This window comes from Lysobacter koreensis (genome assembly GCF_042677045.1).
Lineage (GTDB): Bacteria > Pseudomonadota > Gammaproteobacteria > Xanthomonadales > Xanthomonadaceae > Lysobacter_K > Lysobacter_K koreensis.
On sequence record NZ_JBHTIH010000002.1, the window covers coordinates 826,506 to 852,544 of the forward strand.

Below are 26,039 nucleotides of genomic sequence, written 5' to 3' on the forward strand. Positions count from 1 at the left end.
CATGGAAGCCCTGCGCCGGATCTTTGCAATCCTCGTCGCTGACCTGCGCGAACGCACCCGTACCCGGCGCTTCTGGGTCGTGCTCGGCCTGGTCGGCATCGCCACCTGGCTCTGCTTCCCGGCGATCGACTCCGGGCAATTGGCCGTCTCCGTCGACGGCGCGCGCGGCCGCTACTCCAGCGCGTGGACGGGTTTCACGCTCAGCCTGGTCTATTCGACCCTGCTCGCCTGGCTCGGGTTTTATCTGGTGCGCGGCACCGTGTTGCGCGATTTCGACACGCGCGTGTGGCAGTTGCTGGTGGCCACACCGATGACCCGCGCCGGGTATCTGATTGCGAAGTGGGGCAGCCATATGGCGGTGTTCTCGTTGGTGCTCGCGGTGGGCCTGGCGGTGGGCGTGCTCGCGCAATGGGTGCGCGGCGAGGACCGCGTGTTCGACCTGGTCGAACTGGTCAAGCCGGTGCTGGTCATCACCCTGCCGGCGCTGTCGCTCACCGCGTTCTTCGCGATCGTGTTCGACATGGTGCCGGTGCTGCGACGCACCGGCGGCAACGTGTTGTACTTCTTCGTCTGGCTGCTGCTGTTCGCAGGACTGTCCACAACCTTCGACCAGGGCGCGGATGCGCCCAGAACGCAGTTCATGAGCGATCCGTCGGGATTCATCCTGGCCAGCCATTCGTTCGCGCACGCGCTCGCGCACGAAGTCCCGAGCATTGATTTCACCAGCGTTAGCGTCACCATCGGCGTGGGTGAACTGGGCCAGCTCAAGGGCCAGCCGCGCCTGTTCGAGTGGATGGCGTGGCACATCGACGCGAGCGTGCTGCCCGGTCGCGTGTTCTGGCTCGCTCTGGGCCTGATCGGCAGCGCCGCGCTGGCGCCGTTTCTCGACCGCGCCGCGGCCCGCACTGCAGCCGCCCCGGCCGCCGACCACGCCGGCCGCCGCCTGCGCTGGCTCGATCGCGTGCTGGCGCCACTCGAACGCGGCGCGTTCGGCACGCTGCTGGCGGCCGAACTGCGGCTCGCCCTGCGCCGCCGCAGCCTGCTGTGGTGGGCGGTGCTGCTGATCGCCGGCATCGTCCAGCTCGCCGGGCCGCTGCCGACCGCGGCCGCGGCCGCCGTGGTGGCCTGGATGCTCGGCATCGACGTGCATGCACGCGCCCTGCTGCGCGAATCGGAGACGCGCACCGCCGGCCTGGTGTTCACCGCGCCCGACGCCGCGCGCCGGGTGTCGCTGGCGCGGCTGTGTTCGGCCCTGCTGCTCTCGCTGTTCGCGGTCGCCCCGCTGCTGCTGCGCTCGCTGGCGACCCCCAGCGGCCTGACGGGCGCCGTGCTGCTGGTCGCCGCCACTGTCGCCGCACTGGGGCTGGCCGGCGGCGCGCTGTTCCGCAGCCCGCGCCCATACGAACTGGCGATGGTGATGCTGGCCTATGTCGGCGTGCAGGGTTCGGGCCCGCTCGCGGTGACCGCGCTGTCGCCGACGATGCTCACAGGTGTCGCTGTCGCCCTGGCGGCCAGCCTGCTGCTGCTGTTCACCACCACCCCGAGGCTGGCCGCCGCCAGCCAACGCAACGCGGCCTAGCACGTGCCACTGGCAGAACGGCGCCTAGCCAACGAGCACCCGCAGCGGCGGCCCGTCGTTGAGGTGGCGCTCGAATTGCGCCGGCGCGCAGACCGGGACGGGGTTGCGGTGCGGCCTGCGCGGGCACAGACGGGGGCGGGCGCAGTCGGCTAGGACGATGGACACACGGACCGGACGACGAAGGCGGGCCGAGCATTCGCGGCGACGGGCCTGCGGGTCAGTCGCAGGCGCGACCGTCTCGTCACCTGCCGTGGCAGCCGGTGAGCTCTGCCTGGCAAGCCGGCATCGCCAACCCCGACGATGAGGCGCACTCAGCCCGGTTGAGGGCGACAAAATACGTCGGGATCATTTCTCGGGCGGTTGAACGCAGCTCAGGGCGGGCAGAGGCAAGCAATCAACCTTTCCCTTCGTCGCTCCAATTCAGCGGATCAATCAACCCGAATCCTTTTTTAGACCAGCGACGAACTCCTGCACGCGCGCGGCATCCTCCACGGCATGACCATGCGCGGTGTTGTCCAGGATGCACCACGCGGGCGCGCGCACCCGGCCACGCTCGCGCAGTACCCGGGCGAGCGCTTCCAGCGCGTCGTCTCCGTAGCGGCTGTAATAGATGCGCGGAGAGCCGTGCCAGCGCCAGTAGCTCCAGCGCCCCTCAGCCGGTGCTCCCGCAGGATGCGCCGCGGCGGACAATGGCGCCGGGTCGGCGGCCACGCGCGCAATTGCGAAGCGCTGCCACACAGCCTCCACGTGAGGCTCGAACCAGCTGGCGTGGCGCGGCTCGCACGCCACCGGCACCGCGCAGCGGCGGCGGACCATGGCGAAGAACCGGTTCGCCAAGCGCGCATCGAACGCCAGGCTCGGGGGCAACTGGATCAGCACGCCGCCAAACTTGGGTCCCAACCCGGCCACGCTGTCGAAAAACGTCGTCAGCGCATCGCCCACGCCGTGCAGCCGCGCCTCGTGGGTGATCGCCTTCGGAAGCTTGACCGAGAACCGGAATTGCGCCGGCACACTCGCCGCCCAGCGTTCGAAGGTGCGCGGCTGGTGCGGGCGGTAGAACGTCGAGTTGATCTCGGTCACGTCGAAGCGCGTGGCATACCGGGCCAGGTGGCTGTCGCCTTCGCCAAACAACTGGGCATGCCGTGTGGGGATCGACCAGCCGGCGCAGCCGATGCGGACGCGGGGATCGCGGGAGCTGGTCATGGCAGGCGGCATCCGCACGCGATTACCTTGGCCATTGCGCTTCCTCCGCGTTGGGTGCCTTCGCTACATAGTGCACCGAGATTTCTTCGGCACAGCAGTCAGGGGAATCAGGCCGCGTCGCGCGTCATTGGCGTTGCGGTCTCGGCCGCGCCGGTACACCGGCAGGCCCACCCCACCACGGACGCCGCGCAGGCAAATGCCACCGAACTTGAAGCCGGGCTCTGGAAGCCTTGGCAAGGACGCATCGTGTTGCTCGGCGCCAACGGCGTCGAGCCGCGGCCGATGACCGCGCGGGCCGAGGACGGGCGCGCGCCGCCGTGGTTCGCCACCGCCCGCGACACCGAACTGGCGCAGGGGCTGGAGGGTAGCCGCGCATATGCCACCTCCGCCGCGATCGGAACGAGCGACGTGAACATTCCCGTGCAGGCGACGCTGGTACAACCAAGGCACGTGCCCCCTCCCCGGTTTCGCCGCCCCCTCGCAGCGCACCGGAGCGGTCGGATCGCGGGAGCCATCGCCGATTCCTGTCCGTACGACCTGCGGGGCGGATTGCCTCCAGTACCCGAGATGCCTAGATTTCCAGCACATGACCAGTGACCTGTCCTTCTCGATGCCAAATCCAGCCCCAACGCGTCTGTTTCCCGGCTTCATGGCCAACGCGAGAGTGCCAACTGCAACCTGCTGGGCATTGTCGTCATGAATGGACATCCCGTTGGATACGAAGGCACGGCGGAAGCAGGCGGTGGCGACCCTCATGCCGAGCGCACGCGTGCCCGGGCCCGGCTCGAAGCGCTGATCAAGGCGACTTCTGACGTCGTTTACCGGATGAGCGCGGACTGGAGCGAAATGCAGCCGCTCGACGGCCGCGGCCTGGTCGCGAGCAACGACGCTCCGATCCGCGATTGGATGGAGCGGAACCTTCCTGCTGACGAACATGCCCGGGTGAAGGCGGCAATCGCAGACGCGATTGCAGCGAAGGGAGTGTTCGAGTTGGAGCACCGCGTCGTCGGGCCCGGGCAGTCCGAGTCGTGGACGTATTCCCGCGCCGTGCCGATCCTTGACGATGAGGGGAACATCGTCGAGTGGTTCGGTCTCGCCCGCGACGTCACCGAAGCCAGGAGGGCGCAGGAGGCGCTGCGGGAAAGCGAGCAGCGGTTCCGGTCTGTCTTCGAACAGGCGACGGGCGGCATCGCCCAGGTCGACCTGGACGGACGGTTAGTGCTGGTCAATGACCGCTATTGCGAAATCGTAGGGCGATCGCGCGAGGAGCTCCTCACCCTCCGCATGCAAGACCTCACCCATCCGGAGGACCTGCCGCAGAACATCGCTGCATTCGCTGAGGTCGCGGAGGGCCTGCGACCGGGCTTCACGATCGAGAAGCGCTATCGCAGGCCCGACGGCTCGTCCGTGTGGGTGCAGAACGCCGTCGCGGCTACCCGCGGGCCCAACGGCCGCGTGCAGTTCGTCACGGCGGTCGTCGCGGACATTACGGATCTGAGGGCGGCGGAGGATAACCAAGGGACGCTTGCTGCCCAGCGGCAGCTCGCACTCGACGCGGCCCGGCTGGGCTGGTGGCAGTTCGATCCCGCGTCCGGGCTCGTGAGCCACGACGAGCGCTACGCCGAGATCTATGGCCTGGAGGGATCTTCCCCGCGGCACATCGAGGAGATCAGCCGGCTTCTGCACCCGGAGGACGCGCCCCGCGTGTGGGCCGCGGTCGAGGCGGCCGTCCAGCCGATGGAGCCGGCGCCTTACGCCGTCGAGTACCGGATCAATCGACCCGATGGCGCGGTGCGTTGGCTGGAAGCCCACGGAGTGGCTTCCTTCGACGGCCAAGGTGCGACGCGGAAGGTCTCCAGCTTTGTCGGGACCGTCGGCGACGTGACTGCACGACGGCTCGCGGAAGAACTGCTCCGGGCGAATGAAGCCCGGTTCCGCCTCATGGCCGACGCGTCACCGGCAATCCTGTGGCTGACCGACCCCAACGGCTCCTGCACCTTCCTTTCCCGACAGTGGTATGAGCTGACCGGCCAGACGGAGCAAGAGGCGCTCGGACTGGGGTGGACCAACGCCACCCACCCCGACGACAAGGAGCATGCGGGCAACACGTTTATCGAGGCGAACGCCGCACGAATGTTCTTCCGGACCGAATACCGGCTGCGGGCGTCGGACGGGACGTATCGCTGGGCCGTCGATCTCGGCCGTCCGTGGTTTTCCGAGACCGGCGAGTACGCCGGGATGGTTGGCGCCGTGTTCGACATCGACGCACGCAAACGGGCGGAAGAAGCCCTCGAAGAGGCCAGCCAGCGCAAGGACCAGTTCCTCGCGACCTTGGCGCATGAACTGCGGAATCCCCTCGCGCCGATCTCGAATGCCCTGCAGGTCTGGCCTCTCGTGGAGCAAAAACCAGAAGAGGCCCGGCGGCTGCGTGAAATGATGGGACGGCAGGTGAAGCAGATGGTCCGGCTGATCGATGACCTGCTCGATGTTTCGCGCATCACCCGGGGCAAGATCGAGCTCAGGAACGAGCGGCTCGACCTCGCACAGGCGGTCGAGGCCGCGATCGAAGCGCAGCAGCCCTTCATCGATGCCAATCGTCACGAGCTTACCGTCGTCCTGCCCCCTGTCCCGATCGTGGTAGACGCCGATGCGGGTCGCCTTGTCCAGGTCTTCGGAAACCTCCTCCACAACGCTGCCCAATACACGCGCCCCGGCGGACACGTGTGGGTGACGCTGCAGCGCGACAGCGACACCGCGGTTGTCAGCGTGCGCGACAACGGTTCCGGAATCCCGAGCGAAATGCTCGGCGGTGTCTTCGAGATGTTCACGCAGGTCGATCAGTCCCTCGGCCGCTCCCACGGCGGGCTCGGCATCGGTCTTGCCCTTGTGAAAAGCCTCGTCGAACTGCACGGCGGCAGAGTGGAGGCGACGAGCGAAGGTCCGGGACGAGGGTGCGAATTCGTCGTCCGGCTACCCGTCGCGCCCGATGCTCGCGCTTCCATTGCCTCGTCTTCGACACGTGCGCACTCGCTCCCGCCCCCGCCTGCGTATCGCGTGCTGGTGGTGGATGACGTCGAGCCGTCTGCGAACACGCTTGCTCTGATGCTCACGCGCCTCGGACAGGAGCCGCACGCCGTCTACAGCGGTGACTCTGCGCTGACGGCGGTGGAAGAGTTTCGTCCGCAGATCGCGTTCGTAGACATCGCCATGCCGGTTATGGATGGCTATGAAGTCGCACGGCGCATCCGCGCACTTGTCGGGAAGGGGCCGGTGCTCGTGGCACTCACCGGATACGGGCAGGAAGAGGACCGCCGGCGCGCATTCGCGGCGGGGTTCGACCATCATCTCGTCAAGCCGACCAGCATCGAGGCGATACACGAATTGCTAACGAGTGTCGCGCCTCGCTGAGCGAAAACCGGGACAGGATTCCCCGCGTTCCACCCCGATGCACCTGACCACGTTTCAGGCGGTGGCGCACTGCGCGCGCTCGGACAGCAGCGCTGACGCGAGCCACGGGACGGCCAAGCACGCAGTCAGGAGGGCGCCGCGAGGTAGCCCGGGCAAGGCCAAAGGCCGGACCGCGCCGCGATAGCAAAGGCCCCGGGTGCGCCTCGCCTACCCGGGCTACGTTGACTCGGCATCCCCTTGCGAACCCAGCACTCGGCCCAGCACCCGCACCATCGCCGCCGCGCTCGCGACCACGTCGGCCTCGCTCGTCGCCCAGTTCGACACCGAGATCCGCATCGCGGCCAGGCTGTGCCAGGTGGTGCCGCTGGCCCAGCAGGTGCCGTCGCGTTGCACGCCTTCGATCACCTCGCGGGTCAGCGCGTCGTCGTCGCCGAAGCGGACCAGCACCTGGTTCAGGACGACATCGTTGAGGATGCGCACGCCCGGCTGCGCCGCCAGCAACTGCGCGAACTGGCGGGCGCGCGCGCAGCAGCGGTCGACGAGGTCGGCGACGCCGTCGCGGCCGAGCGCACGCAACGTCGCGTACACCGGGATGCCGCGGGCGCGGCGGGAGAACTCGGGCACCCAGTCGACCGCGTCGCGTTCGGCGCCGCGGGTCTGGATCAGGTAGGCGGCGGCGGAGGTCATCGCGTCGCGGTGGTCCTGCGCGTGGCGCACGATGGCGACGCCGCTGTCGTAGGGGACGTTGAGCCACTTGTGCGCGTCGGTGGCCCAGGAGTCGGCCAGCTCGATGCCGTCGGCGAGCACGCGGCGGTCAGCACTGGCGCGCGCCCATAGGCCGAACGCGCCGTCGACGTGCAGCCAGGCGCCGTGCGCACGCGCGGCTTCGCCGATCTCGCGCAGCGGGTCGAAGGCGCCGGTGTTCACGTTGCCGGCCTGGGCGCAGACAATCGTCGGTCCCTGCAACGTGGCCAGCACCTCGCGCAGGCGGTCGGCGCGCATGCGGCCCTGCTCGTCGGCGGGCACGTGCACCAGCGAGCGCGTGCCCAGGCCCAGGTAACGCAGCGCGACGTCGGCGGTGACGTGCGCTTCCTCCGAGGCGACGACGTGGATGCGCGGCGCGCCAAACAGGCCGTCGGCCTCCACGTCCCACCCGGCCCGGCGCAGCACGCCGTGGCGCGCGGCGGCCAGGCAGGTGAAGTGCGCCATCTGGCAGCCGGTGACGAAGCCGACGCCGCTTTCGCGCGGCAGGTCGAACAGCTCCAGCAGCCAGCGCGCGGCGATTTCCTCCATCGCCGCGGCGATCGGCGAGATGACGTGGATGCCGGCGTTCTGGTCCCACGTCGACACCAGCCAGTCGGCCGCCAGCGCCACCGGCAGCGCGCCGCCGATAACGAAGCCGAAGTAGCGCGGCGAGGCGCAGGCCGACGCGCCACGCTCGGCGTGGCGTGCGAGCAGGTCGATGACGGCGGCGGGGTCTTCGCCGCGTGGCGGCAGCGGCGCGTCGAGCGCGGCGAGCATCTCGTCGCGGCCGGCACGGGCGCCGACGAAGCGCTGCGGCAAGTCGCGCAGGAAGCCGCTGGCGTGCGCGTGCGCGCGGTCGAGCAGCGGGTCGAATAGCGGGGCGAACAGGCTGGTGGACATGGCAGGCTCCGCGCGCGTCGTCAGCGACTGGCCACCATCCTATCGCCGTGCCGGGGACGCATGCCGCAACGGTGGCTTGGCCGAGCCCGACCATGGTCCGCTTGATCCGGGGCTAGTGACGTAGCCCGGGTAAGGCCGAAGGCCGCACCCGGGGTGTTGCGCGATGTGGCAAAAGCGCCGCGGCGTGGCGATCTCAGCGCGCTGCAGCGCGGTCATCCATGTCGCCAGCGAGGTTCTTCGCGGCGCGGTGCGCTTCGCTTACCCGGGCTACGCGGGCTCAGGCCAAATCGCGCCGGGGCCACGTCCATGCAAACCAGACGACGAGCCCGGTCAAGATCATGTCGAGCGTGCCGAGGAAGAGATAGAACGCCCAGGCGCCGGGCATCGTCACCAGCACAAACAGCGTGTAGAGGACGCCCACCACGATGTTCGTCCAGCGGTTCACGACGGGCCGCAGCACCATCGACAGGAAAATCATGAGACTCGGAATGGCCATCGAGATCGTGACGCCAAGCAGTACGCCCTGCGTCACGGCACCGAGCGGCGCGATCTCGCCCTCGAGCATGCCCTTGAGCTTGCCGGGCTGGAAAAGACTGAAGAAATCGCCATACAGGTAACAGCACATCACCGATGCCCAAAGCGCGGACAGTTTCAATTGCACGGGTGCGGTGAATTCCTGCAGCGGGGGCGTGCTTCGACGGGTTGGCATGGGCTGGACTCGATGTGCGGGCGCGACGATCAAGTCGTGCCGTGGTGGAGAGTGGACGGTTCAGCGACGGCGGCCCGGCCGCGCACCCCGACGATCAGCAACCACAGGCAGATGCCGATTTCCCCCACGCTGGATGATGACGCGAGAATTGTCGACAGCGATGTATGCGCGAACTCGCGCGACAACACGGTTCCGAAAACATCGGCCGTGAGTCCGATGCCGCCCACGATCAGCAACGCCCCAAGCAGCCTGGGCAGGAAGCCCGATCGGAAGACCAGATAGCCGAAAGGCAGCAGCCAAAGCCCCCAGAGAACGGTGGTGACCAGGATGCCGTTGCCATAGGCCTTGAGTGCGGTCATGACGAGCGCATTACGTTCGGCGATCGACAAGGCCGCGACGTAATCGGAACCACCCAGCAACGAGAGCGCATCCAGCCGGTGCGCGAGCGCCACCAGCGTGATCGGCACGCTGGTCACGGCGAGCGCCACCATCAGCACGGCCGCGTTCTGCCCCACCGACCGAAGCAATCGATACAGCACGAGTGGCAGCAGCAGGAACGCGATCTGGTTGATCAGCATGCTGGCGATGCCCAGGCGGAACAACGACTCGGATCGCAGGATGTTGTCGAGGGTCGCGACCGCATCACCGCGCACGGTGATCTGCGACGGCACGTACATGAGGCCGAAGAGCCCCGTGATCACCACGACGAGATACAACAAACCAGCGGTTCTCGCGATGCGGTCGGTGGGGAGCATCTGGGCCTGCACCTTTGCGGAAGGTGCGGCAATGTTGCCATACCGGCCACAGGAGAGAAGCGGGGTAGCCCGGGGAAGGCCAAAGGCCGCACCGCGCCGCGATATCCCCCGGTTGCGAGGGGCAAAAGCGCCGCGGCGTGGCGATCTCAGCGCGCTGCGGCGCGATCATCCATGTCGCCAGCGAGGTTGTTCGCGGCGCGGTGCGCTTCGCTTACCCGGGCTACGCTGGCTGCGCCCTACGCGGGCTGACCTGGAACCGGACCCGTCCGACGCATGTGGCCGGCACGAACGGAAACGCCTGCCGGCGGCAGGCGTTTCACAGCACCGGCAGATGCAGTCGCAACCGCCTACTTCAGCTTCAACTCGCGCAGCAGCTCGGTGCCCATGATGTTGCGCATCTTGCCGCGTGCGGCAAAGGCCGAGTTGGACTGCTTCACCGACTGCCCGCTGACCTGGGTCGCGATGGGATCGAGCTTCGCGCGCAAGCCGTCGAGCATGGCCATGTTCGGGTAGAACACGACCAGGTACAGATCCGCGTCTTCGTCGCTGCCCGTCTGGTTCTGGTACACCCCGTAGTCGAGGATGATGCCGGCCTTCTTCTGCGCCTCCAGGATCGGTTTGTACTGGGTCTGCAGGTACTCGAGGTAGTTGTCGAACTCGCCGTCCAGGATGTCCACCGAGGTGACTTGCACGACCATCCCTTCGGTATACGGCAACGCCTCCTGCGCGTGGACCGGCGCGCCCAGCCCGAGCGCAAGCACTACCGCCAACACGGTGCCTTTCATGGGGAACTCCTCGCGGGAATCGCCAGACATCTGGCAAAGGGGCCAACGGGTTGGCCCCGACTCGCAGGCCAGCCCATTCAGGTATGGCCGGCAACCCGGTGACGCAGTCCGGGCAAGGCCAACGGACGCACCGCGCCTCCCTCGGTTGCGAAGGTGGGTGACGCGCCGCCGCGCGCTTGGAAGGTCAGGGGCGGGCTGGCGGTTCCTAGTTCCCGTAAAGCCCCGGGTGCGCTCCGCTTACCCGGGCTACGCTGGCTGTCGGTTCCTAGTCCCCTAATCCCGGGCTGGACGGACGCGCCCCCGCGGCAGCGCGCGACCGCGAACGCGTGGCAGGGCGTCGACACCACGTTGCAGTCGCGCGGCCACACTGGGCCGCCTGCCCTGCGATGGAGCGTTGCCTTGAAGCCCACCCGCCTCGCCCGCTTTTGCGGACTGTCCCTCGCCGTTGGCCTCGCCGCCTGCGGCAACGACCCCGCGCCGACGCCAGCAACGCCTGCACCGGCGTCGGCGGCCGAGCCCGCATCGGCCCCACCCGCTGTGCCCGCGCCCGCCCCGTCCAGCGCAGCGCCCGCAAGCACCCGCAGCAGCGTCTACGCCGACCTCGGCGATTGCCGGGTCATCGGCTCGCAACCCGACGAAGCCGGCTACCGCGAGTCGGAGTGCGCCGCGCCCGCCGGCTTTGCGCTGCGGCATGTCGAAGCCGACGGCCGCGGCAACCTGCTGGTGCGCAAGCCGGGCGGCGAGTTCGTGAGCCTGCGCCTGCCCGAACAGCGCGGCGGCGCCTTCAGCCAGATCGCCCCGCGGGTGGAATGGCGTGGCAGCGGCGACGGCGACGCCTTCGTGTCCGATGTCCTGGTGCTGCGCTACCTGGCCTGGGAGGATCCGGCCGACCCCAAGAAGCAGACCGCCTACCTCATCCCGGTGGCATTGGCCGGCGACCGACCCTGCGTCGCCGCCTTCATTGCCCCGGGGCCCGGGCAGAGCGCGGAAGCCCGCCGCGTCGCCGATTCGGCGCCCGGCTGCCTGCGCAGGTGATCGCCGGTTTCTGTCGCGTGCCCAGGGTTGATCCGCGCGACCCATGATGGGCTGACAGCCGCCCGCGTCGTTCAGAACGTGACCTTGACCGACGCCGCGCTGCGCTTCGCCGCGCCGTGATACACGGCCTCGATGTTGTTGCCGTCGGGGTCGATCACGAACGCAGCGTAGTAGCCCGGGTGGTACGGGCGCTCGCCGGGGGCGCCGTTGTCGGTGCCGCCGTTTGCGAGCGCGGCTTGGTAAAACGCATCGACCATCGCGCGGTCGGCGGCCTGGAAGGCCAGGTGGGTGGGTCCGGTCAGGCGGCCCTGCGCGGCGTCGCTGTCGGCAGTCGACACGCACAGTTCGTCGGCCCAGAAAAAGTCGGCTTCGTCGCCGCCCATCGGCACCTGCAGGACGTCGAGCACGGCGGTGTAGAACGCGCGGCTGGCCGCGAGGTCGCGTACCACCAGCTGGATGTGGTCGATGAGGCGGCCGCGGTGGAGTTCGTTGGTTTCCATGGGGGCTCCGGTGGTGGCTTGGCACGGGGAAGATGGTGGTAGCACGCGCAGCGTTCGCGATGGATCAAGCCGCTGAGTGGATGCCTTCCCGAAAAAAAAAAGGCCCGCCGGAGCGGGCCTCATGCCGGACGCGCGCGGCTGACGCCCCGGCCAGGGAAGCCGACGGACCGGGCGCGGCGTCGCGGATAACGCACTGCGCCCATTGGATATGGCGGAAAATGCCCTGCCCGTTTTCGCCGCCCCCTTCGCTACCTCAGGAGATTGCCCGTCGTGTCGCACTATTCCGGCCCCCTGCTCACACGTCCGCTCGCCGAGGCGCTGCTGGCCGCGCGCGATGCCGGTGCGGCGGCGTGGACCGGCTCGCTCGACCTGGGGCGCTCCAATGGCGAGGCGATGCTTGCGACCGATGCCTGGCACTGGCGCGGGCAGCGCTATCCGTATCCGCACAAGCTGAAGGACCGCACGATCTACTACTGGGATGGCGATGCGTTCGCGCCGGTGTCGCGTTTTTCCGGTTCGCTGATCAAGCTGGTGCCCAGCCAGTGGGACGCGCCCACGTTCGAGATCGACGGCATCAAGATGCTGCCCACCTCGAAGGTGTCGCCGGTCGAGGACGCGCGCCGCAAGGTCGCGCTGGTGGAGCCGCACGGCAAGGTCGTGCTCGATACCTGCGGCGGCCTGGGCTACTTCGCGGCGTGCTGCATCGAGGCGGGCGTGGCCCGCATCCACTCGTTCGAGAAGAACGCCGACGTGCTTTGGCTGCGCACGCTCAACCCGTGGTCGCCGGACCCCGACGCGCCCGCCCTCGGTGGCCGCCTGCAACTCACCCACGCCGACGTGTCGCAGGCGATCGCGCAGATCGGCGACGCCTCGATGGATGCGTTACTGCACGACCCGCCACGCTTCGGCATCGCCGGCGAGCTGTACTCGCAGGTCTTCTACGATCAGCTGGCACGCGTCCTGCGCCGCGGCGGCCGCCTGTTCCACTACACCGGCAGCCCGAACAAGCTCACCAGCGGCCGGGACGTCCCGCGCGAGGTGGCCAAACGCCTCGAAAAAGCCGGCTTCAAGGCGCAGCTCGCGCTGGACGGCGTGCTGGCGACGCGACGCTGACCTCCCGCCCTACTCGTCGAGGAGGGGCTTGAACCCGCCCCAGAACATGCGCTTGCCGTCGAAAGGCATGTTGTCCTTGTCGGGCTGCATGCGCGGATCTTCCATCATCTTTTTCCAGCCCGCGTCGCGGGTCGCCTTGTCGGGCCATTCGACGAAGGAGAAGACGACATTCTCGTCATCGGTGGCTTTCACCGAGCGCTTGAAATCGGTGACCTTGCCGTCGGGTACGTCGTCGCCCCAGGCCTCGACCACGCGCGTCGCGCCGTAGTCCTTGAAGGCTTCGACCGCCTTGCTGGCCATCTCGCGATAGGCCTCCTTGTTGCCTCTGGGAACGGGCACGACGTAGCCGTCGGCATACCCGGTGGTCCCAGCTGCTTTTTCGTCGATGATCGATTCGAAGCCGCCAAAGATCATGCGCTTGCCGTCGAAGGGCATGTTCTGTCCCATCTCCTGCATGCGCGGGTCTTCCATCATCTTCTTGTTGGCGGTGTCGTAGGTCGCCTTGTCGGGGTATTCCAGCCACGAGAAGACGACGGTCTCGTCGGCCTTGGCCTGGACCGCGCCCTTGAAGTCGGTGACCTTGCCGTCGGGGACGTCGTCGCCCCAGGCTTCCACCATGCGTGTCGCGCCGAACTCCTTGAAGATCGGCATCGCATCCTTCGCATGCTGGCGATAGGCGTCCTTGTTCGCCGTCGGCACGGCCTGCACGAAACCTTGCACGTAGCTCATTTCATTCTCCTGTGTGGTCCTCCAAAAACGGAGGGGTGCGCTCAACTTCTTGATCACGGCATTGCGCGCCCAACTGGAACATGAGGCGCGTTAAACACGCTTGAAGCACCGCCTGAACCCGGCAGCTTCCCTGGCCTGCGTGTCGAACTCATGGCTCCTTTTGGCGGGCACTCAATGGACGCGACGAACCAGCAGGCGCCAGATCGACATGGCATGAAAGAAATCGTAGGGCGGGCTCAAGCCCGCCTTCCGCTCCCCCCCCCCCCCGCGCATCACCCACCCCCACCCACCCAATCCGCCGGATACGCCCCGCGCGCAACCCAACGACGAAACGACGAATGCGGCCATTCGATAGGCCGGGACGCATGGCCATGCTTCACCGGGTTGAAGTGGATGTACTCGACATGCCGGCGCAGGTCGTCGTCATCGCGAACCAGGTGCTCCCAGTAGCGGCGTTGCCATATCCCGCGTTCACGGCGGGCTGCGCGCGTCGCATTCCTGCGCTCGTCCACGGGGAGGCGCCGGGAGAAACCGCCCTTGATCTGCGCCCAGCGGTTGGCGTTGTCGGCATCGCCCGGCGGCAGTTGCCAAAGGCAATGCAGGTGGTCGGGCAGGACCACGATCGCCAGGATCTCGAAAGGCCGCGCCCCCTGCGCCGCCCGGAAGGCCGCGCGCAGTTCGCCAATGCGCTCCACCAGCAACCGCCGGCGGCGTTCGAGCAGGTTGACCGTAAAGAAGTAGGTGCCACCCGGCACCCACACGCGGCGATAGTTCGACATCGCCGCACCGTGCCGCATGCCATCGGCAGCCGATGTCGGCGCATCGCGCCGCTCGTTGTAGGAGAACATCCCGAGGCGCCGTCACAGCGGTGGGCCGGTCACAGCGGTGGGCCGGGGCCCACCCTACGAATCGTCGCAGCCGGATGTCGCAGAGTGTAGGGCGGGCTCAAGCCCGCCGTATGCGAATTGGCCGCCATCGTATCGCCGTGCCGGGACGCACACCGCAACGGTGGCTTCGCCGGCCCCAACGCAGAGACCCGCCGGGTGGCGGGTCTTTGAGGGGCAGGATGGTGGGAGGGGCAGGACGGTGGGAGGGGTCAGGACGGTGGGCCGGGGCCCACCCTACAACCATCGCGGGAAGTCGTAGGGCGGGCTCAAGCCCGCTTTCGCGGGTTGCCGCGCACACCACAGGCAACACGCCGACGCGCCTTTCAGCGGCGGGCGGGCCGTGAGCGACTTCCCACGTTTCGTTGCGTAGTCGCGCGACTTTGCGCGAACTCCGGGAAGGTCTCCGCTAGCCGCGCCTTGTCCGGCAGGATGTAGAACACCCCGCCGCGCTCGAACGTCGGACGGATGATCCGCTCGTAAAACTCGGGCGAGACGTTGATGCAGCCATGCGTGATGCGGTTGTCGTCCGGCGAAGGCGATGCCAGGCGTTCGGCGCGTCGTTCTTTCGGGACGCCAGTGGCGGTGGGGTGCATGGAGACCCCGGAATCGTAGTCGACCCACAGCACGCGCCCGGCGTCGATGGACGGACCGAAACCGCCGACAAAGCGACCGGCCGGCGTGGTGCGATCCCGGCCCGGAATTTCGCGAAGCGCGAGGCCGGCGATGCCGGGCGCCGTGTGATCGCCGACCGCCGAGCCAAACAGCCCAGGTGCCGTGCCGCGAAGCCGGCCGTCGCCACCGAACACCAGGATCTGTGCGGCGGCCTTGTCTATCACCGCGAACGGATAGCCTTGGCTGTCGTTGGCGGCGACCACCCAGCCCGCCAACTCGATCACCGTGGCGGACACCTCTTGGCCTCGCGGCATCAGGTCGACGGCGGCGACCGGTTGCGCGGCGGCATCCTTGGCGGCGGCCACGTCAAAGCTTGCGAACGCCAGCGTCATCGCCAGCGCGCCATAAACGGCCCGGATCGCGGGAAGTGTGCAGTTACGGATGGGACGATTCCTTGGAACGAAGACTGGGTAAATAGATACAAGGAAACCGGTGGCCAGCAAAGGCCACCGGGTCACGGTTCAGGCCGTTCGTCGCGAATCGTGCAGGAGCGATTAACCGCGCGGAACGCGGCGCGGCGCCGCTTCGAGCCTCTGAACGCGGCCTTCTATTTGATCCAGCCGTTGGTTGGCCTGCTGCGCGGACTGATTGGCGGCTTCCGCGCTCTGGGCCGCGCCCTGCACCCTCGTGTCGAGTTGATCGAGGCGTGAGTTGATCCCCGCGAACTCGTCGTCATAGGTGGCGCAGGCGCCAAGGCTCAGGGCGACAAGCGCCACGCCGAGCGTACGAACCATCACATGCTGCTTCGTCATAAACATGCCAATCCTCCTTCTTCTGGGGAATCGGAAATATGCCGTCGGAATACGTAGAGAATTGTGAAGATGTGGGCACTATTGAAAGTTGCAGCTTGCATCCGCGCCGCGATACGCCCGGGGCGCGAAGGTGACCCACGTGCCGCCGCGCGCTTGCAAGGTCGCGTGCGGGCTGTGGGTTCTTGCCCCCCCTTTTTCCTTTCAATCGCGCCTGAGACGGCGTGCGGCGTCCGCCGCGGTCTGCAGGACGCGTATGTACGCCACGCGGGTAGTGGGGGCCTGACTTGCCGCGTTCTCCAGTCCCTCGACATACGCCGCCACCAACGCCGGCGCGTTGTACTGATCGCCCAGCCCGCCCACGGTCGCGGCCACGGCTTCGCGCACATGCCAATCCACGTTGACGCCCTTCTCGGCTTCCATGGCGAGGTCGACGACACGCAGCAGGTGCGGCGTCACCAGAGCGACGACGGTGGCTTTCGGGGGGGCATTCATCCATTCAACTCTGCTGTCGGAACGACGGTAGGGTAACGCCGCAGGCGCCACGCGGTGCAGCCAGGCAAGCATCGGGAGCCTGCGGACTGGGCGGAAGCGCGCCGAGTCGCCGCTTCGGCGCCCGGCTGTTTCTTCTTGGGCATGACCTCTCCTTTGAATTTCAGGGTAGACCCTGCGCACAAAATTTCTGACAGGCTCAAGCGCGGGGTCGCGGACCCCATCGAATGCAGCTCGTAGGATGGGTTGAGCCGCAGGCGATACCCATCGCCGCGCTCTGGGCATGGCGATGATGGGTTTCGCTGTGCTCAACCCATCCTACGGCTCCTGCTCCGCATGGGTCGTTGACCGCTCCGGAAGGGTCGGCGACCTCAACGCAAGGGTCGTTGACCGCTCCGGAAGGGTTTGCGACCTCAACGGAAGGGTCATCGACCGCTCCCGAAGGGTCCGTGACCCCAACGGAAGGGTCGTTGACCGCTCCGGAAGGGTCGGCGACCTCAACGGAAAGGTCGTCGACCGCTCCGGAAGGGTCCGCGACTTCAGCGGAAGGGTCGTTGACCCTTCCCGAGGCGTCGGCGACCGCAACCGGCGCCCCGCCCGCTCCGCCCGGACGCCGGAAACAGACAGGCCGCCCGGAGGCGGCCTGTCGGCTACAGCGATCGCGGGCGGATCAGACCGGCTGGGCCACCTTGCGGCGGGTCTTGGCGAAACGGCCGCTCAATTCCTTGCGCAACTCGTCCAGACCGTGCGCAGCGCCGGACAGCTTGATCTGGTTGTAGCCGTCCAGCGCCACATCCATCACGTCGCTGCCGAGCGCGGCGAGGGTGTCGTCCACGCGCGTGGTGAGGCTCTGCAGGCGTTCCAGCACCGGGGTGAGCTTGTCGAACGCGGCCAGGTCGAGGCGGGCCTCGGCCACGTTGAGGCTCGGCGGCACGATGCCGGGGTTCTGCTCCAGCACGCGCAGCGTCTGCCGCGCGAACGGCTGCGACACCGGACCGAGCAGCATCATTCCGCGGCGGTCGCCGCTCTCCATCGCGATCAGGCCCGGCAACGCCGCTTCGATCTGCTGCAGCGCCGCCATCGCGGCGGCGATCTGCTCGTCGGTGTAGTCCAGGGAAACAAGGTTCTGCGACACAGCACTCTCCTTTGCTAATCCATGTGTAAGTACGCCGGCATCCGCCGGCGCGTCCTTGCTCCGCCGCATTCCGTATGGCGTGGGTTGATCGCATTGACGGGGCGATCGGAGCGGGAGCGAGTGTGTCAGGGGAGTGCCGGAAACGAAAGACCCGCCGGGGTCGGGTCTCAGGTGGGCGGCGATGGATAACGACCCGATCCTACGGTGCACGACCGCGCCTTTCGGCGAGTTTTCCTGATTCGCAGCTGGTGAGACAGGGTGCGACCAGGCTGAAGTTGCGCAAATCCGCGCGACGTTCGGAAACAAAAACAAGATGACCACCTACTACGTCAACAAGAACTCCCAAGCGAATGGCGATCACGAGGTTCATACGGCTTCGTGCATCTATATCCCGTCGGACAAGCTATTCCTCGGGGAACACTCCAGCTGCACATCAGCCGTCGCGGCGGCAAAGATGCACTACCGCCAGTCGAACGGCTGCTACACCTGCTCTCGCAGCTGCCATACAAGCTAAGCACCGAGGTTCGCGCGGAGCCGAAAAGAGAAAGGCCCGTCAGATGACGGGCCCGTCTTTTCTACAGGTCTAAGAACGCGTCGCTCGCCAACCCACTGCGAGAGCATTCCGTCCAATCTCAGGGCTTTCTATCCTTCGGCGGGTTGGGGTCGTTCCCATAGCTGTTGCTGTTCTGAATCTTTCCATCCTGTCCGTGGATGACGACTTCGACTTTGTCGCGTCGACCTTGATCCCGCGCCTGCTCTTGTGCATCGGATTTCCGGTCATGCACAGAGCTAGCCCTTTGGCCGCCTTCCTTTTGAACCGCCCAGCCATCCTTGTGGGGCACGACGTGAATGTCCTTCTTCGGCATATCTATTTCCTTTTGGCGTGCGGCATTCCGCACATCCAACTTCTACGGGACAAGCGCCAACGACGGGCCATCACCAGCGGAACAGCCTTTCATTTGCATCAACTCGATGCCTTCCGTTCCGCACCGAACAGGGTTGTTTAGCGAAGACCAAGCCAACGAGGGACGGCTTTGCTGGCGGTTTCCAATCGCTCGGAGCGGGACAAGCAGCAAAACGCCGCCCCGCCAAGAAACAGCGGATACGCCCAAAGGATTGCGTAACTGAAATCCGTTCGACCAGTGCTTTTGATCAGCACGATGGCCAATATCCCCGCTGCAAACATCAGGACGTAATAGCCCGCCGTGAATACCTTCTGCATCCACCATCTATGACGAGGGTTTGCGTAGCGCTTGGCCCGCCAATGGACCTCGCCAGTCTCGTCATCCATATCCAGCATGTCCCAACACTCAGACACCTCCAGAAGCGCGCGGCCTGCCTGCGAGCTGCGCTGGAGCGACCTGATAAGCGGGGCGGGAAGATAAGCGCCGAACTGGTGGCGCACGGCCACTTCAAGCCAGAGGTCGTCAGGTGACTCCCGCCTTTCCCATAGATCGAGAAAGTCTTTGCGATCCTGGCTCTTGGATCGATATACGCCGAAAAGGCCTTTCGCGACGGCCGTTCCGGCGACAGCGACAACGATGGGGATGAGCATCCAGCCCCCAGTCGCATCCAACAATGCCTTGATCACGCTGAAGCTCCCACTGGTGGCGATGCTCAAAGATGGTCGCGCACAACCTGGCTATGGAAATAGCTGAGGCGAGGCTGCAGCGACTGATAGGTAATTCAAGGCAGAAGGCTCGCTGAGTGGCGGACCTTGATGGGTATCGCTTCGCTCAACCCATCCTACTGGCTTGATACGAGGGGCTAGAGCAGATGGCGTTGCTCGCCAAGTTCTGCCGGTACCTCGCCGGGGACGCAAGTACCCAGCGCTCCAACCGGTTCGATGGGCTCGCCGTAGAGCGTGAAGTTCGGAATCCCTAGCGGCGGCACAAACCGGAGCTTCTCGTCGGTGTCGTTCTTCAACGCTTCCCTGAGTTCCATGAGAAGGCGTCCCAGAACGTTCTCTCCCATTAGGGTTTCGCCATCCTGCATGGGGATGGCTCCCCAGTAGTGGTCCTTCCTAGATTGCTCCACGATCGGCTTTTCTTTCGTGGCGAGGAGAAGACGGCCAAACTCCTTGTAGTGCTGTGCTAGCTTCACTCTCAAGCACCAGCGCATTACCTTATGGCGCACATTCTCCCAATCGCTGCGGGTGTCCTTTCTGTGGGGCTTCCCCTTCATCTTCGCGGTCATGGGGCTGTGTTGCGCGATGATCTCGCGCTGTACATCCGGCAGGTCGGGGAATCGACATGCTTGGTAGAGTGCCTCGCTCGTTGGGACTATGAATCCATTGATGCGCAAACGAAATCCAGCAGCCATGTTGGATAGGCCACCAAACCTCTCCTTCGTCTTGTGGACAACCACGGATTCGGAGCGGAGGTATTCGCGAAGCTTGTAGTTGATCTTAGAACTCATTTAGCTTACCGAACACATTCTCAGCGGACGCATACGTCTTTCTTGGCAGAAGTGGGTACCAATTAAATGGGCCTGATTTCGCTTCTGGATCGCCCCACCACAGAGCCAGTGGGCAATTGTTTGGACAGTTCCTGTAGGTCGCGATAAGCGATCCGAATCCTACTCCGAACATGCTAAAGCCGAGTGGCCGAAGCACGCTCTTGGGGGAGGCAATCTTGCTTCTTATCTTGACTCCTGCAACTAAGAACCCCTGCTCAAGTACTTGCCTTCCGTCTTCTGATGAGAAGAACTTCGTCTTTCCCCCGGGCAGTCTTAGCTGATGGGGATAGCGCTCCTCCGCGGCGACATAGGCTTGAACTTCCGGTATGGCCGGGATGCTTGCGGGCCAAAGGACGTCCGACGTGTACTTCCAATACGCCTGGTTCTGGATCTCAAGAGCCCGCCAAAAATTGACAGTGATGTCTTTCTTCGAGGCTGCTATGGCTTTCTTCAAGCGCGTGTTGCTTATGTAGTATTGGCCGCCGGTGTGGAAGGCGATCAGAATGACCTGCACCGTAGCTTTCTGCGGCGCGTCGGTGGCGATCCATTTTTCAAGATCGCTCGCGATCCGACTGCCTGAGAAAAGAACATCGTCAAGATAAATGAAGTCACCGTTCGCCGATCCGCATTTTCTGATGTCTAGGTTGAATTTTGACTTGAGGCACTCCCCAAGCACCGAAATCATGTGCTTTTGGCTTTGCCCATCCTGCTGGATGTGGAGGAAATTGGATGCTGACCAGTAGGCGGCTGGGTTGCTACCGACTAAGCCCTCGAAGGTTAGTAGCCCATCGAAGAACGTAATTACGTCGGACTTCTCGATGAATGAATGGCGTATGACATGATCGAACTCGCGCAAAAACGGGAGTTGTTGGCCAGATGAAAATTGACTGACCCAGCGATCTACGTGCTCAGAAGTTGGCGGCGGAATCTCGCCTTCTCTGTAAGTGCGAATGCTATGGGCAATTGAGGCTAATAGGTCAGTTCTTTCGGTCATTTTCCTGCCCCCCCCGGCAGCTTCGCTTACTTAGATTTCTTCTTTGCCTTTGGCTTGTCCAGCTTCTTCATTTCCCGGTCAACTTTCTTCAGACGCTTTTGGACGCCCTGAACGTCCTCCTCAATGGCAAGATGCTCAGGTGCAGTGCCGCTGTTCTGAATCATAATGCGGCGCACTTCGCTGCCAACGTCTTGGGCAGTACGTTGCAGGCTGTTAAGGCCGCTGACCTTCTTACTCTTAATTCGAGCTGCCGTTTGGGTCACGCGGAACAGATTGCCGGCAAGTTCTTCTAGGCCCATGAAGTCGTACAGAGTCTTGCCTTGTGGCATCCCCTTGTGTGCCTGAAGGTCGCGCAAGCTCATGTTGTACATGCCGCGAAATCCCGCGTCCTTGAAGATGCCGAACTCGGTGGTCTGTAGTCCGCCGTCTCTCGCGGCACCCGTCATGGCCTTCTCGGCAATCTTGAGGTCCTCGCGAGTTTCTAGCCTAGCGAGGTCCGCAGATTCGACGCGTTGTTGAATGAGGGTGTCTGCGATAGCGGCAAGTGCTGCTTTCGCTTCCGCCACCTCCGGTTTCTTCGAGTCGGCTGTCATGGAGACCAGCAGGCAGGCAAAGCGGGTGAGCCGATACGTCTTGACCGTTTTCCCGCCTTCGATCACTTCCTCGCGGGTGAATGCTTCGGTCGGATCGAGCCCAAGGCGAGTGCAGGAGCCCATCGCTTTGGTGATTACGCCTTGGAACGACTGCCAAGAGTCGTAGCCGAGCCAACTCATGAGTTGATGGGCGTACCAGAAGCGACAATCACCGCCGTCGTTGGCGCTATCCTCGAAAGCTTGAAGCGAGAAGTTTGTCGTCATCTTTTTTACTCTTACTCGGTTGTGAAAATGCCCTACATATTCCGCCGGTACTCACCACCCACGTCATACAGCGCATGGCTGATCTGCCCGAGGCTGTGGGTCTTGACCGCCTCCATCAGCGCCGCGAAGACGTTCTGGCGGTCGCGGGCGGTTTTTTGCAGGTAGGCCAGGCCTTGGGATTTCGCGGCGAATTGGTCTGACCCCTCCCCGGCCCTCCCCTCCGCGTTCGCGGAAGGGAGGGAGCGAAGAGCGAGTTGATTGCGCAGCTGCTGGAAGTTGCTGACGTTGTCGATCTGCTGGCCCTTCTCGCCTTCGGTCGAGCGGATCAGTTCGATCTCGGTGACGATGTCGCCGGCGTGCTCCTTCGGCAGGAAGGTGTTGACGCCGACCAGGGGCAGCGAGCCGTCGTGCTTCTTGTGCTCGTAGTACATCGACTCTTCCTGGATCTTGCCGCGCTGGTACATGGTGTCCATCGCGCCGAGTACGCCACCGCGCTCGCTGATCGCTTCGAACTCCTTGTAGACGGCTTCCTCGACGATGTCGGTGAGCTTGTCGACGATGAAGCTGCCCTGCCAGGGGTTCTCGTTGAAGTTGAGCCCCAGCTCCTTGTTGATGATCATCTGGATGGCGACGGCGCGGCGCACGCTTTCCTCGGTCGGCGTGGTGATCGCCTCGTCATAGGCATTCGTGTGCAACGAGTTGCAGTTGTCGAACAACGCGTACAGCGCCTGCAGCGTGGTGCGGATGTCGTTGAACTGGATCTCCTGCGCGTGCAGGGACCGGCCGCTGGTCTGGATGTGGTACTTCATCATCTGGCTGCGCGGGTCGGCGCCGTAGCGCTCGCGCATGGCGCGGGCCCAGATGCGGCGGGCGACGCGGCCGATCACCGTGTACTCCGGGTCCATGCCGTTGCTGAAGAAGAACGACAGGTTGGGCGCGAAGTCGTCGATCTTCATCCCGCGCGCGAGGTAGTACTCGACGATGGTGAAGCCGTTGCTGAGGGTGAAGGCGAGCTGGCTGATCGGGTTCGCCCCGGCCTCGGCGATGTGGTAGCCGCTGATGCTGACCGAGTAGAAGTTGCGGACCTTGTGGTCGACGAAGAACTGCTGGATGTCGCCCATCATGCGCAGAGCGAACTCGGTACTGAAGATGCAGGTGTTCTGCGCCTGGTCCTCTTTCAGGATGTCGGCCTGCACGGTGCCGCGCACGGTGCTGAGGGTGTGGGCGCGGATGCGGGCGTAGGTCTCGGCGTCGACGACCTGGTCGCCGGTGATGCCGAGCAGGCCCAGGCCGAGGCCGTCGTTGGTCTCGGGCAGCATGCCGCTGTACTGCGGGCGTGGCTTGCCCTCGAAGAAGGCCTCGATCTTGTCATGGGCGGCGTCCCAGCGGTGGGTGTCTTCGCGCAGGTACTTCTCGACCTGCTGGTCGACGGCGGTGTTCATGAACATCGCCAGGATCATCGGCGCCGGGCCGTTGATGGTCATCGACACCGAGGTGGTCGGCGCGCACAGGTCGAAGCCGGAGTACAGCTTCTTCATGTCGTCGAGGGTGGCGATGTTGACGCCGGAGTTGCCGACCTTGCCGTAGATGTCCGGGCGCACGGCCGGGTCTTCGCCGTAGAGCGTGACCGAGTCGAACGCGGTGGACAGGCGCGCCGCGGGCTGGCCGACCGACAGGTAATGGAAGCGGCGGTTGGTGCGCTCGGGCGTGCCCTCGCCGGCGAACATGCGGATCGGGTCCTCGCCGGTGCGGCGGTACGGGTAGACGCCGCCGGTGTACGGGTAGTAGCCGGGCAGGTTTTCCTTGCCGAGGAACACCAGCAGCTCGCCCCAGTTCTTGTAGGTGGGCGCGGCGATCTTGGGGATCTTCTGGTGGCTGAGCGACTCGCGGTAGTTCTCGACGCGGATGGCCTTGCCGCGGACTTCGTACTCGGTGACCTCGTCGGTGATCGACTTGAGGCGCGCCGGCCACTCGCGCAGCAGCTTGAGCGACTCGGAGGTGAGGGCGTGGATGGCGTCGTTGTAGCGCTGGCGCAGGGTGGCCAGGGTGCGGTCGGCGCGTAGGGTGGGCTCAAGCCCACCGCTGCTGCTCCCACCTTCCGGGGGCGTACCGGCGCTCGTTTGGTGGGCTTGAGCCCACCCTACGAGGTCTTCGGCGTCGTAGAGATCGAGCTGCTTGGGCAGCTTGTGGTCGCCGATGTCCTGCAGCGACAGCCAGTAGGCCTGGGCGCGGTTGGCGGCTTCGGCCTGCTTGTCGATGCCGGCGTTGATGGCGCGGCCCTGCTCGGCGATCTCGGCCAGGTAGCGCACCCGCGCGCCGGGGATCAGCACGGTGGCGCGCGGCTCCTTCAGCGAGGTGTCGATCTGCGGGTTCCAGTCGATCCGCGAGCCGCTCTTCGTAGGAGCGGCTTCAGCCGCGAGCTGTTGATTTTTGTCGTCGGACGAAGAGCTCGCGGCTAAAGCCGCTCCTACATGCACACCGAGGTGCAGCTTGTCGCGCAGCAGGCGGCACAGGTTGGCGAACATCCAGCTGATGCCGGGGTCGTTGAACTGGCTGGCGATGGTCGGGTAGACGGGGACGTCTTCGTCCTTCATCGCGAAGGCGACGCGGTTGCGCTTCCACTGCTTGCGCACGTCACGCAGTGCATCCTCGGCGCCGCGCTTGTCGAACTTGTTGAGCACCACCAGCTCGGCGTAATCGAGCATGTCGATCTTCTCGAGCTGGCTGGGCGCGCCGAAGTCGCTGGTCATCACGTACATCGGGAAGTCGACCAGGTCGACGATCTCCGAGTCGCTCTGGCCGATGCCCGCGGTCTCGACGATGACGAGGTCGTAGCCCAGGCCCTTGAGGAAGCCGATGCAGTCCTTGAGCACGGTGTTGGTGGCCGCGTGCTGGCGGCGGGTGGCCATCGAGCGCATGTAGACGCGCGGGCTGCGCAGCGAGTTCATGCGGATGCGGTCGCCGAGCAGCGCGCCGCCGGTGCGGCGGCGGGTCGGGTCGACCGAGATCACGGCGATGCGCATCTCCGGGAAGCTGGCGAGGAAGCGGTTGAGCAGTTCGTCGGTGACCGAGGACTTGCCGGCGCCGCCGGTGCCGGTGATGCCGACCACCGGGGTCTTGCCGCCGGCCAGGTGCCACTGCTTGCGCAGATGGGCGAGCTGGGCCTCGTCGAGCAGGCCCTCCTCGATCGCGCTGAGCATGTGGCCGATGCTGATCTCGTCGTCGATGTCGGCCGACTGCGGCGGGGCTTCGTCGGGCTTGCGCGCGCTGGTGGCGCGGCGGACGACGTCCTCGATCATCGCCACCAGGCCCATGTGCATGCCGTCGTTGGGGTGGTAGATGCGCTCCACGCCGTAGGCCTGCAGCTCGCGGATCTCCTCGGGGGTGATGGTGCCGCCACCGCCGCCGAACACGCGGATGTGGGAGGCGCCGCGCTCCTTGAGCATGTCGACCATGTACTTGAAGTACTCGACGTGGCCGCCCTGGTAGCTGGACAGCGCGATGCCGTCGGCGTCTTCCTGCAGCGCGGCGCGGACCACGTCCTCGACCGAGCGGTTGTGGCCCAGGTGCACCACTTCCGCGCCCTGCGACTGGATCAGGCGGCGCATGATGTTGATCGCGGCGTCGTGGCCGTCGAACAGGCTGGCGGCGGTGACGAAGCGCAGCGGGCTGGTGGTCTCGGCCTGGGCTTCGGGGAAGGTGCTGGCGGGGGTGCTCATGGCGCGCACTCAATACGAAAAACGGGATGCGCGCATTGTAGCGCGCGGCTCCGGCGGCCTTCAGGTAGCTGGCAATGCGCTGAACGCGGGCGCAGGAAGGGTCAACATCCGGGCATCGGCCGCGTTCTAACTGCTGCCGGCGAACTGCGCCGGAGACAGCGGTTGGTTCGGGAGAACTTCCATGGCGTTGCGTTCCTTGTTGCTTGCGGCCGTGGTCGGCGTGGCCGCGCTCGGCACTTTCCACTCCCCCGCCGCGCAGGCGGAGGGTTACCTCAGCATCAGTGTCGGCACGCCGTCGCCCTACTACCGCGGCGGCTATGGGCACGGCCATCGCGGCGACGTCGTGTGGGTGCCCGCGCACTGGGTCTCGACCTACCGCGGCCGGGTGCTGGTCCCGGGCCGCTACGTGCGGGTCGCGGGTTACGGCCGCGGCCACGGTTACGGCTACGGCCCCGGATACGGCCATGGCGGCTACCGCGGCGGGCCGGTGTACTACGGCGCGCCGCCGATCCGGCCGTTGCCGGGCGCGTTCTACGAGCAGCGCGGCGGGCGCAGCTACGACGCCTATTACGGGCGCGGCGGCTACCGCGGTTGGTGAGGGCAGCAGTAGACGACTG

At 65.8% G+C, this 26,039-nt stretch carries 24 protein-coding genes and 1 pseudogene; 6 read left to right on the forward strand and 19 right to left on the reverse strand.

The window, feature by feature from the left end; all coding sequences use genetic code 11:
* The first annotated feature begins 1 nt into the window (after position 1).
* Positions 2 to 1,579, forward strand: a complete 1,578-nt coding sequence (locus tag ACFQZQ_RS04220) for an ABC transporter permease (RefSeq protein ID WP_386811412.1) — start codon at positions 2 to 4, stop codon at positions 1,577 to 1,579.
* A gap of 432 nt (positions 1,580 to 2,011) precedes the next feature.
* Here ACFQZQ_RS04220 and ACFQZQ_RS04225 read toward each other — a convergent pair whose 3' ends face one another.
* A complete protein-coding gene (locus ACFQZQ_RS04225; RefSeq protein WP_386811660.1) occupies positions 2,012 to 2,794 on the reverse strand; it encodes a DUF72 domain-containing protein in 783 nt (260 codons plus the stop codon).
* Between the two features lie 15 nt (positions 2,795 to 2,809).
* Between ACFQZQ_RS04225 and ACFQZQ_RS04230 the strand changes: the two genes are divergently transcribed.
* Together ACFQZQ_RS04230 and ACFQZQ_RS04235 are read left to right on the forward strand one after the other, a co-directional pair.
* The gene (locus ACFQZQ_RS04230; RefSeq protein WP_386811413.1) at positions 2,810 to 3,379 is read left to right on the forward strand and encodes a hypothetical protein; all 570 of its coding nucleotides are present in this window, start codon (positions 2,810 to 2,812) and stop codon (positions 3,377 to 3,379) included.
* Positions 3,380 to 3,478: 99 nt separating this feature from the next.
* Positions 3,479 to 6,190, forward strand: coding sequence for a hybrid sensor histidine kinase/response regulator (locus ACFQZQ_RS04235; RefSeq protein ID WP_386811414.1), 2,712 nt, complete (start codon positions 3,479 to 3,481; stop codon positions 6,188 to 6,190).
* A 216-nt stretch (positions 6,191 to 6,406) separates the two neighbouring features.
* Here ACFQZQ_RS04235 and ACFQZQ_RS04240 read toward each other — a convergent pair whose 3' ends face one another.
* From ACFQZQ_RS04240 to ACFQZQ_RS04255, 4 genes are all read right to left on the reverse strand, one after another.
* Positions 6,407 to 7,834 carry a pyridoxal phosphate-dependent decarboxylase family protein gene (locus ACFQZQ_RS04240; protein ID WP_386811415.1) on the reverse strand — a complete coding sequence of 476 codons (1,428 nt, stop codon included), beginning with the start codon at positions 7,832 to 7,834 and terminating at the stop codon, positions 6,407 to 6,409.
* A gap of 277 nt (positions 7,835 to 8,111) precedes the next feature.
* Complete coding sequence (locus ACFQZQ_RS04245) at positions 8,112 to 8,543, reverse strand: DUF6326 family protein (protein WP_386811416.1); 432 nt, start codon at positions 8,541 to 8,543, stop codon at positions 8,112 to 8,114.
* Between the two features lie 29 nt (positions 8,544 to 8,572).
* A complete protein-coding gene (locus tag ACFQZQ_RS04250; protein WP_386811417.1) occupies positions 8,573 to 9,298 on the reverse strand; it encodes a DUF4386 domain-containing protein in 726 nt (241 codons plus the stop codon).
* 347 nt (positions 9,299 to 9,645) lie between these two features.
* Positions 9,646 to 10,083 (reverse strand): hypothetical protein, encoded by a 438-nt coding sequence (locus ACFQZQ_RS04255; protein ID WP_386811418.1) that lies wholly within the window; start codon positions 10,081 to 10,083, stop codon positions 9,646 to 9,648.
* 537 nt (positions 10,084 to 10,620) lie between these two features.
* Here ACFQZQ_RS04255 and ACFQZQ_RS04260 point away from each other — a divergent pair.
* On the forward strand, positions 10,621 to 11,118 hold the full coding sequence (locus ACFQZQ_RS04260; RefSeq protein WP_386811419.1) for a hypothetical protein: 498 nt from the start codon (positions 10,621 to 10,623) through the stop codon (positions 11,116 to 11,118).
* A 71-nt stretch (positions 11,119 to 11,189) separates the two neighbouring features.
* On the opposite strand, the gene ACFQZQ_RS04265 is transcribed toward ACFQZQ_RS04260, so the two are convergent.
* Positions 11,190 to 11,618 (reverse strand): VOC family protein, encoded by a 429-nt coding sequence (locus tag ACFQZQ_RS04265; RefSeq protein WP_386811420.1) that lies wholly within the window; start codon positions 11,616 to 11,618, stop codon positions 11,190 to 11,192.
* Between the two features lie 270 nt (positions 11,619 to 11,888).
* Here ACFQZQ_RS04265 and ACFQZQ_RS04270 point away from each other — a divergent pair, with 270 nt between their 5' ends.
* Entirely contained in the window at positions 11,889 to 12,731 is an 843-nt protein-coding gene (locus ACFQZQ_RS04270) for a class I SAM-dependent methyltransferase (protein WP_386811421.1), read from the forward strand.
* A 9-nt stretch (positions 12,732 to 12,740) separates the two neighbouring features.
* Here the strand turns inward: ACFQZQ_RS04270 and ACFQZQ_RS04275 are convergent, their stop codons facing one another.
* From ACFQZQ_RS04275 to ACFQZQ_RS04335, 13 genes and pseudogenes are all read right to left on the reverse strand, one after another.
* A complete protein-coding gene (locus ACFQZQ_RS04275) occupies positions 12,741 to 13,121 on the reverse strand; it encodes a DUF1428 domain-containing protein (protein WP_386811661.1) in 381 nt (126 codons plus the stop codon).
* Positions 13,113 to 13,460, reverse strand: a pseudogene (locus ACFQZQ_RS04280) (DUF1428 domain-containing protein); the annotation flags it as partial. The pseudogene ACFQZQ_RS04280 and the gene ACFQZQ_RS04275, both read right to left, overlap by 9 nt.
* Positions 13,461 to 13,732: 272 nt before the next feature.
* On the reverse strand, positions 13,733 to 14,308 hold the full coding sequence (locus tag ACFQZQ_RS04285) for an REP-associated tyrosine transposase (protein ID WP_386811422.1): 576 nt from the start codon (positions 14,306 to 14,308) through the stop codon (positions 13,733 to 13,735).
* A gap of 362 nt (positions 14,309 to 14,670) precedes the next feature.
* Positions 14,671 to 15,351, reverse strand: a complete 681-nt coding sequence (locus ACFQZQ_RS04290; RefSeq protein WP_386811423.1) for a hypothetical protein — start codon at positions 15,349 to 15,351, stop codon at positions 14,671 to 14,673.
* Between the two features lie 162 nt (positions 15,352 to 15,513).
* Positions 15,514 to 15,777, reverse strand: coding sequence for a hypothetical protein (locus ACFQZQ_RS04295; protein WP_386811424.1), 264 nt, complete (start codon positions 15,775 to 15,777; stop codon positions 15,514 to 15,516).
* 195 nt (positions 15,778 to 15,972) lie between these two features.
* A complete protein-coding gene (locus ACFQZQ_RS04300; protein WP_386811425.1) occupies positions 15,973 to 16,335 on the reverse strand; it encodes a hypothetical protein in 363 nt (120 codons plus the stop codon).
* Positions 16,336 to 16,930: 595 nt separating this feature from the next.
* Complete coding sequence (locus ACFQZQ_RS04305; protein ID WP_386811426.1) at positions 16,931 to 17,395, reverse strand: hypothetical protein; 465 nt, start codon at positions 17,393 to 17,395, stop codon at positions 16,931 to 16,933.
* 632 nt (positions 17,396 to 18,027) lie between these two features.
* The gene (locus ACFQZQ_RS04310; protein ID WP_386811427.1) at positions 18,028 to 18,261 is read right to left on the reverse strand and encodes a DUF2188 domain-containing protein; all 234 of its coding nucleotides are present in this window, start codon (positions 18,259 to 18,261) and stop codon (positions 18,028 to 18,030) included.
* A gap of 137 nt (positions 18,262 to 18,398) precedes the next feature.
* Positions 18,399 to 18,986 carry a hypothetical protein gene (locus tag ACFQZQ_RS04315; protein ID WP_386811428.1) on the reverse strand — a complete coding sequence of 196 codons (588 nt, stop codon included), beginning with the start codon at positions 18,984 to 18,986 and terminating at the stop codon, positions 18,399 to 18,401.
* 176 nt (positions 18,987 to 19,162) lie between these two features.
* Positions 19,163 to 19,813: an NADAR family protein gene (locus ACFQZQ_RS04320; protein WP_386811429.1), complete on the reverse strand. Its 651-nt coding sequence runs from the start codon at positions 19,811 to 19,813 to the stop codon at positions 19,163 to 19,165.
* The gene (locus tag ACFQZQ_RS04325) at positions 19,803 to 20,846 is read right to left on the reverse strand and encodes a phosphoribosyltransferase-like protein (protein ID WP_386811430.1); all 1,044 of its coding nucleotides are present in this window, start codon (positions 20,844 to 20,846) and stop codon (positions 19,803 to 19,805) included. Before ACFQZQ_RS04325 ends, ACFQZQ_RS04320 begins: the two co-directional genes overlap by 11 nt.
* A 26-nt stretch (positions 20,847 to 20,872) precedes the next feature.
* On the reverse strand, positions 20,873 to 21,703 hold the full coding sequence (locus ACFQZQ_RS04330; protein ID WP_386811431.1) for a hypothetical protein: 831 nt from the start codon (positions 21,701 to 21,703) through the stop codon (positions 20,873 to 20,875).
* 32 nt (positions 21,704 to 21,735) lie between these two features.
* Positions 21,736 to 25,422: a methylmalonyl-CoA mutase family protein gene (locus ACFQZQ_RS04335; protein ID WP_386811432.1), complete on the reverse strand. Its 3,687-nt coding sequence runs from the start codon at positions 25,420 to 25,422 to the stop codon at positions 21,736 to 21,738.
* A gap of 181 nt (positions 25,423 to 25,603) precedes the next feature.
* On the opposite strand from ACFQZQ_RS04335, the gene ACFQZQ_RS04340 reads away from it, so the two are divergent.
* Entirely contained in the window at positions 25,604 to 26,020 is a 417-nt protein-coding gene (locus tag ACFQZQ_RS04340; protein ID WP_386811433.1) for a hypothetical protein, read from the forward strand.
* Positions 26,021 to 26,039 lie beyond the last annotated feature (19 nt).

Coding starts and splice junctions, on each gene's coding strand:
- ACFQZQ_RS04220 (WP_386811412.1), top strand. CDS start 2: ATGGAAGCCCTGCGCCGGATCTTTGCAATCCTCGTCGCTGACCTGCGC.
- ACFQZQ_RS04225 (WP_386811660.1), bottom strand. CDS start 2,794: ATGCCGCCTGCCATGACCAGCTCCCGCGATCCCCGCGTCCGCATCGGC.
- ACFQZQ_RS04235 (WP_386811414.1), top strand. CDS start 3,479: ATGAATGGACATCCCGTTGGATACGAAGGCACGGCGGAAGCAGGCGGT.
- ACFQZQ_RS04240 (WP_386811415.1), bottom strand. CDS start 7,834: ATGTCCACCAGCCTGTTCGCCCCGCTATTCGACCCGCTGCTCGACCGC.
- ACFQZQ_RS04245 (WP_386811416.1), bottom strand. CDS start 8,543: ATGCCAACCCGTCGAAGCACGCCCCCGCTGCAGGAATTCACCGCACCC.
- ACFQZQ_RS04250 (WP_386811417.1), bottom strand. CDS start 9,298: ATGCTCCCCACCGACCGCATCGCGAGAACCGCTGGTTTGTTGTATCTC.
- ACFQZQ_RS04255 (WP_386811418.1), bottom strand. CDS start 10,083: ATGAAAGGCACCGTGTTGGCGGTAGTGCTTGCGCTCGGGCTGGGCGCG.
- ACFQZQ_RS04265 (WP_386811420.1), bottom strand. CDS start 11,618: ATGGAAACCAACGAACTCCACCGCGGCCGCCTCATCGACCACATCCAG.
- ACFQZQ_RS04285 (WP_386811422.1), bottom strand. CDS start 14,308: ATGTTCTCCTACAACGAGCGGCGCGATGCGCCGACATCGGCTGCCGAT.
- ACFQZQ_RS04290 (WP_386811423.1), bottom strand. CDS start 15,351: ATGACGCTGGCGTTCGCAAGCTTTGACGTGGCCGCCGCCAAGGATGCC.
- ACFQZQ_RS04295 (WP_386811424.1), bottom strand. CDS start 15,777: ATGTTTATGACGAAGCAGCATGTGATGGTTCGTACGCTCGGCGTGGCG.
- ACFQZQ_RS04300 (WP_386811425.1), bottom strand. CDS start 16,335: ATGCTTGCCTGGCTGCACCGCGTGGCGCCTGCGGCGTTACCCTACCGT.
- ACFQZQ_RS04310 (WP_386811427.1), bottom strand. CDS start 18,261: ATGCCGAAGAAGGACATTCACGTCGTGCCCCACAAGGATGGCTGGGCG.
- ACFQZQ_RS04320 (WP_386811429.1), bottom strand. CDS start 19,813: ATGAGTTCTAAGATCAACTACAAGCTTCGCGAATACCTCCGCTCCGAA.
- ACFQZQ_RS04325 (WP_386811430.1), bottom strand. CDS start 20,846: ATGACCGAAAGAACTGACCTATTAGCCTCAATTGCCCATAGCATTCGC.
- ACFQZQ_RS04330 (WP_386811431.1), bottom strand. CDS start 21,703: ATGACGACAAACTTCTCGCTTCAAGCTTTCGAGGATAGCGCCAACGAC.
- ACFQZQ_RS04335 (WP_386811432.1), bottom strand. CDS start 25,422: ATGAGCACCCCCGCCAGCACCTTCCCCGAAGCCCAGGCCGAGACCACC.
- ACFQZQ_RS04340 (WP_386811433.1), top strand. CDS start 25,604: ATGGCGTTGCGTTCCTTGTTGCTTGCGGCCGTGGTCGGCGTGGCCGCG.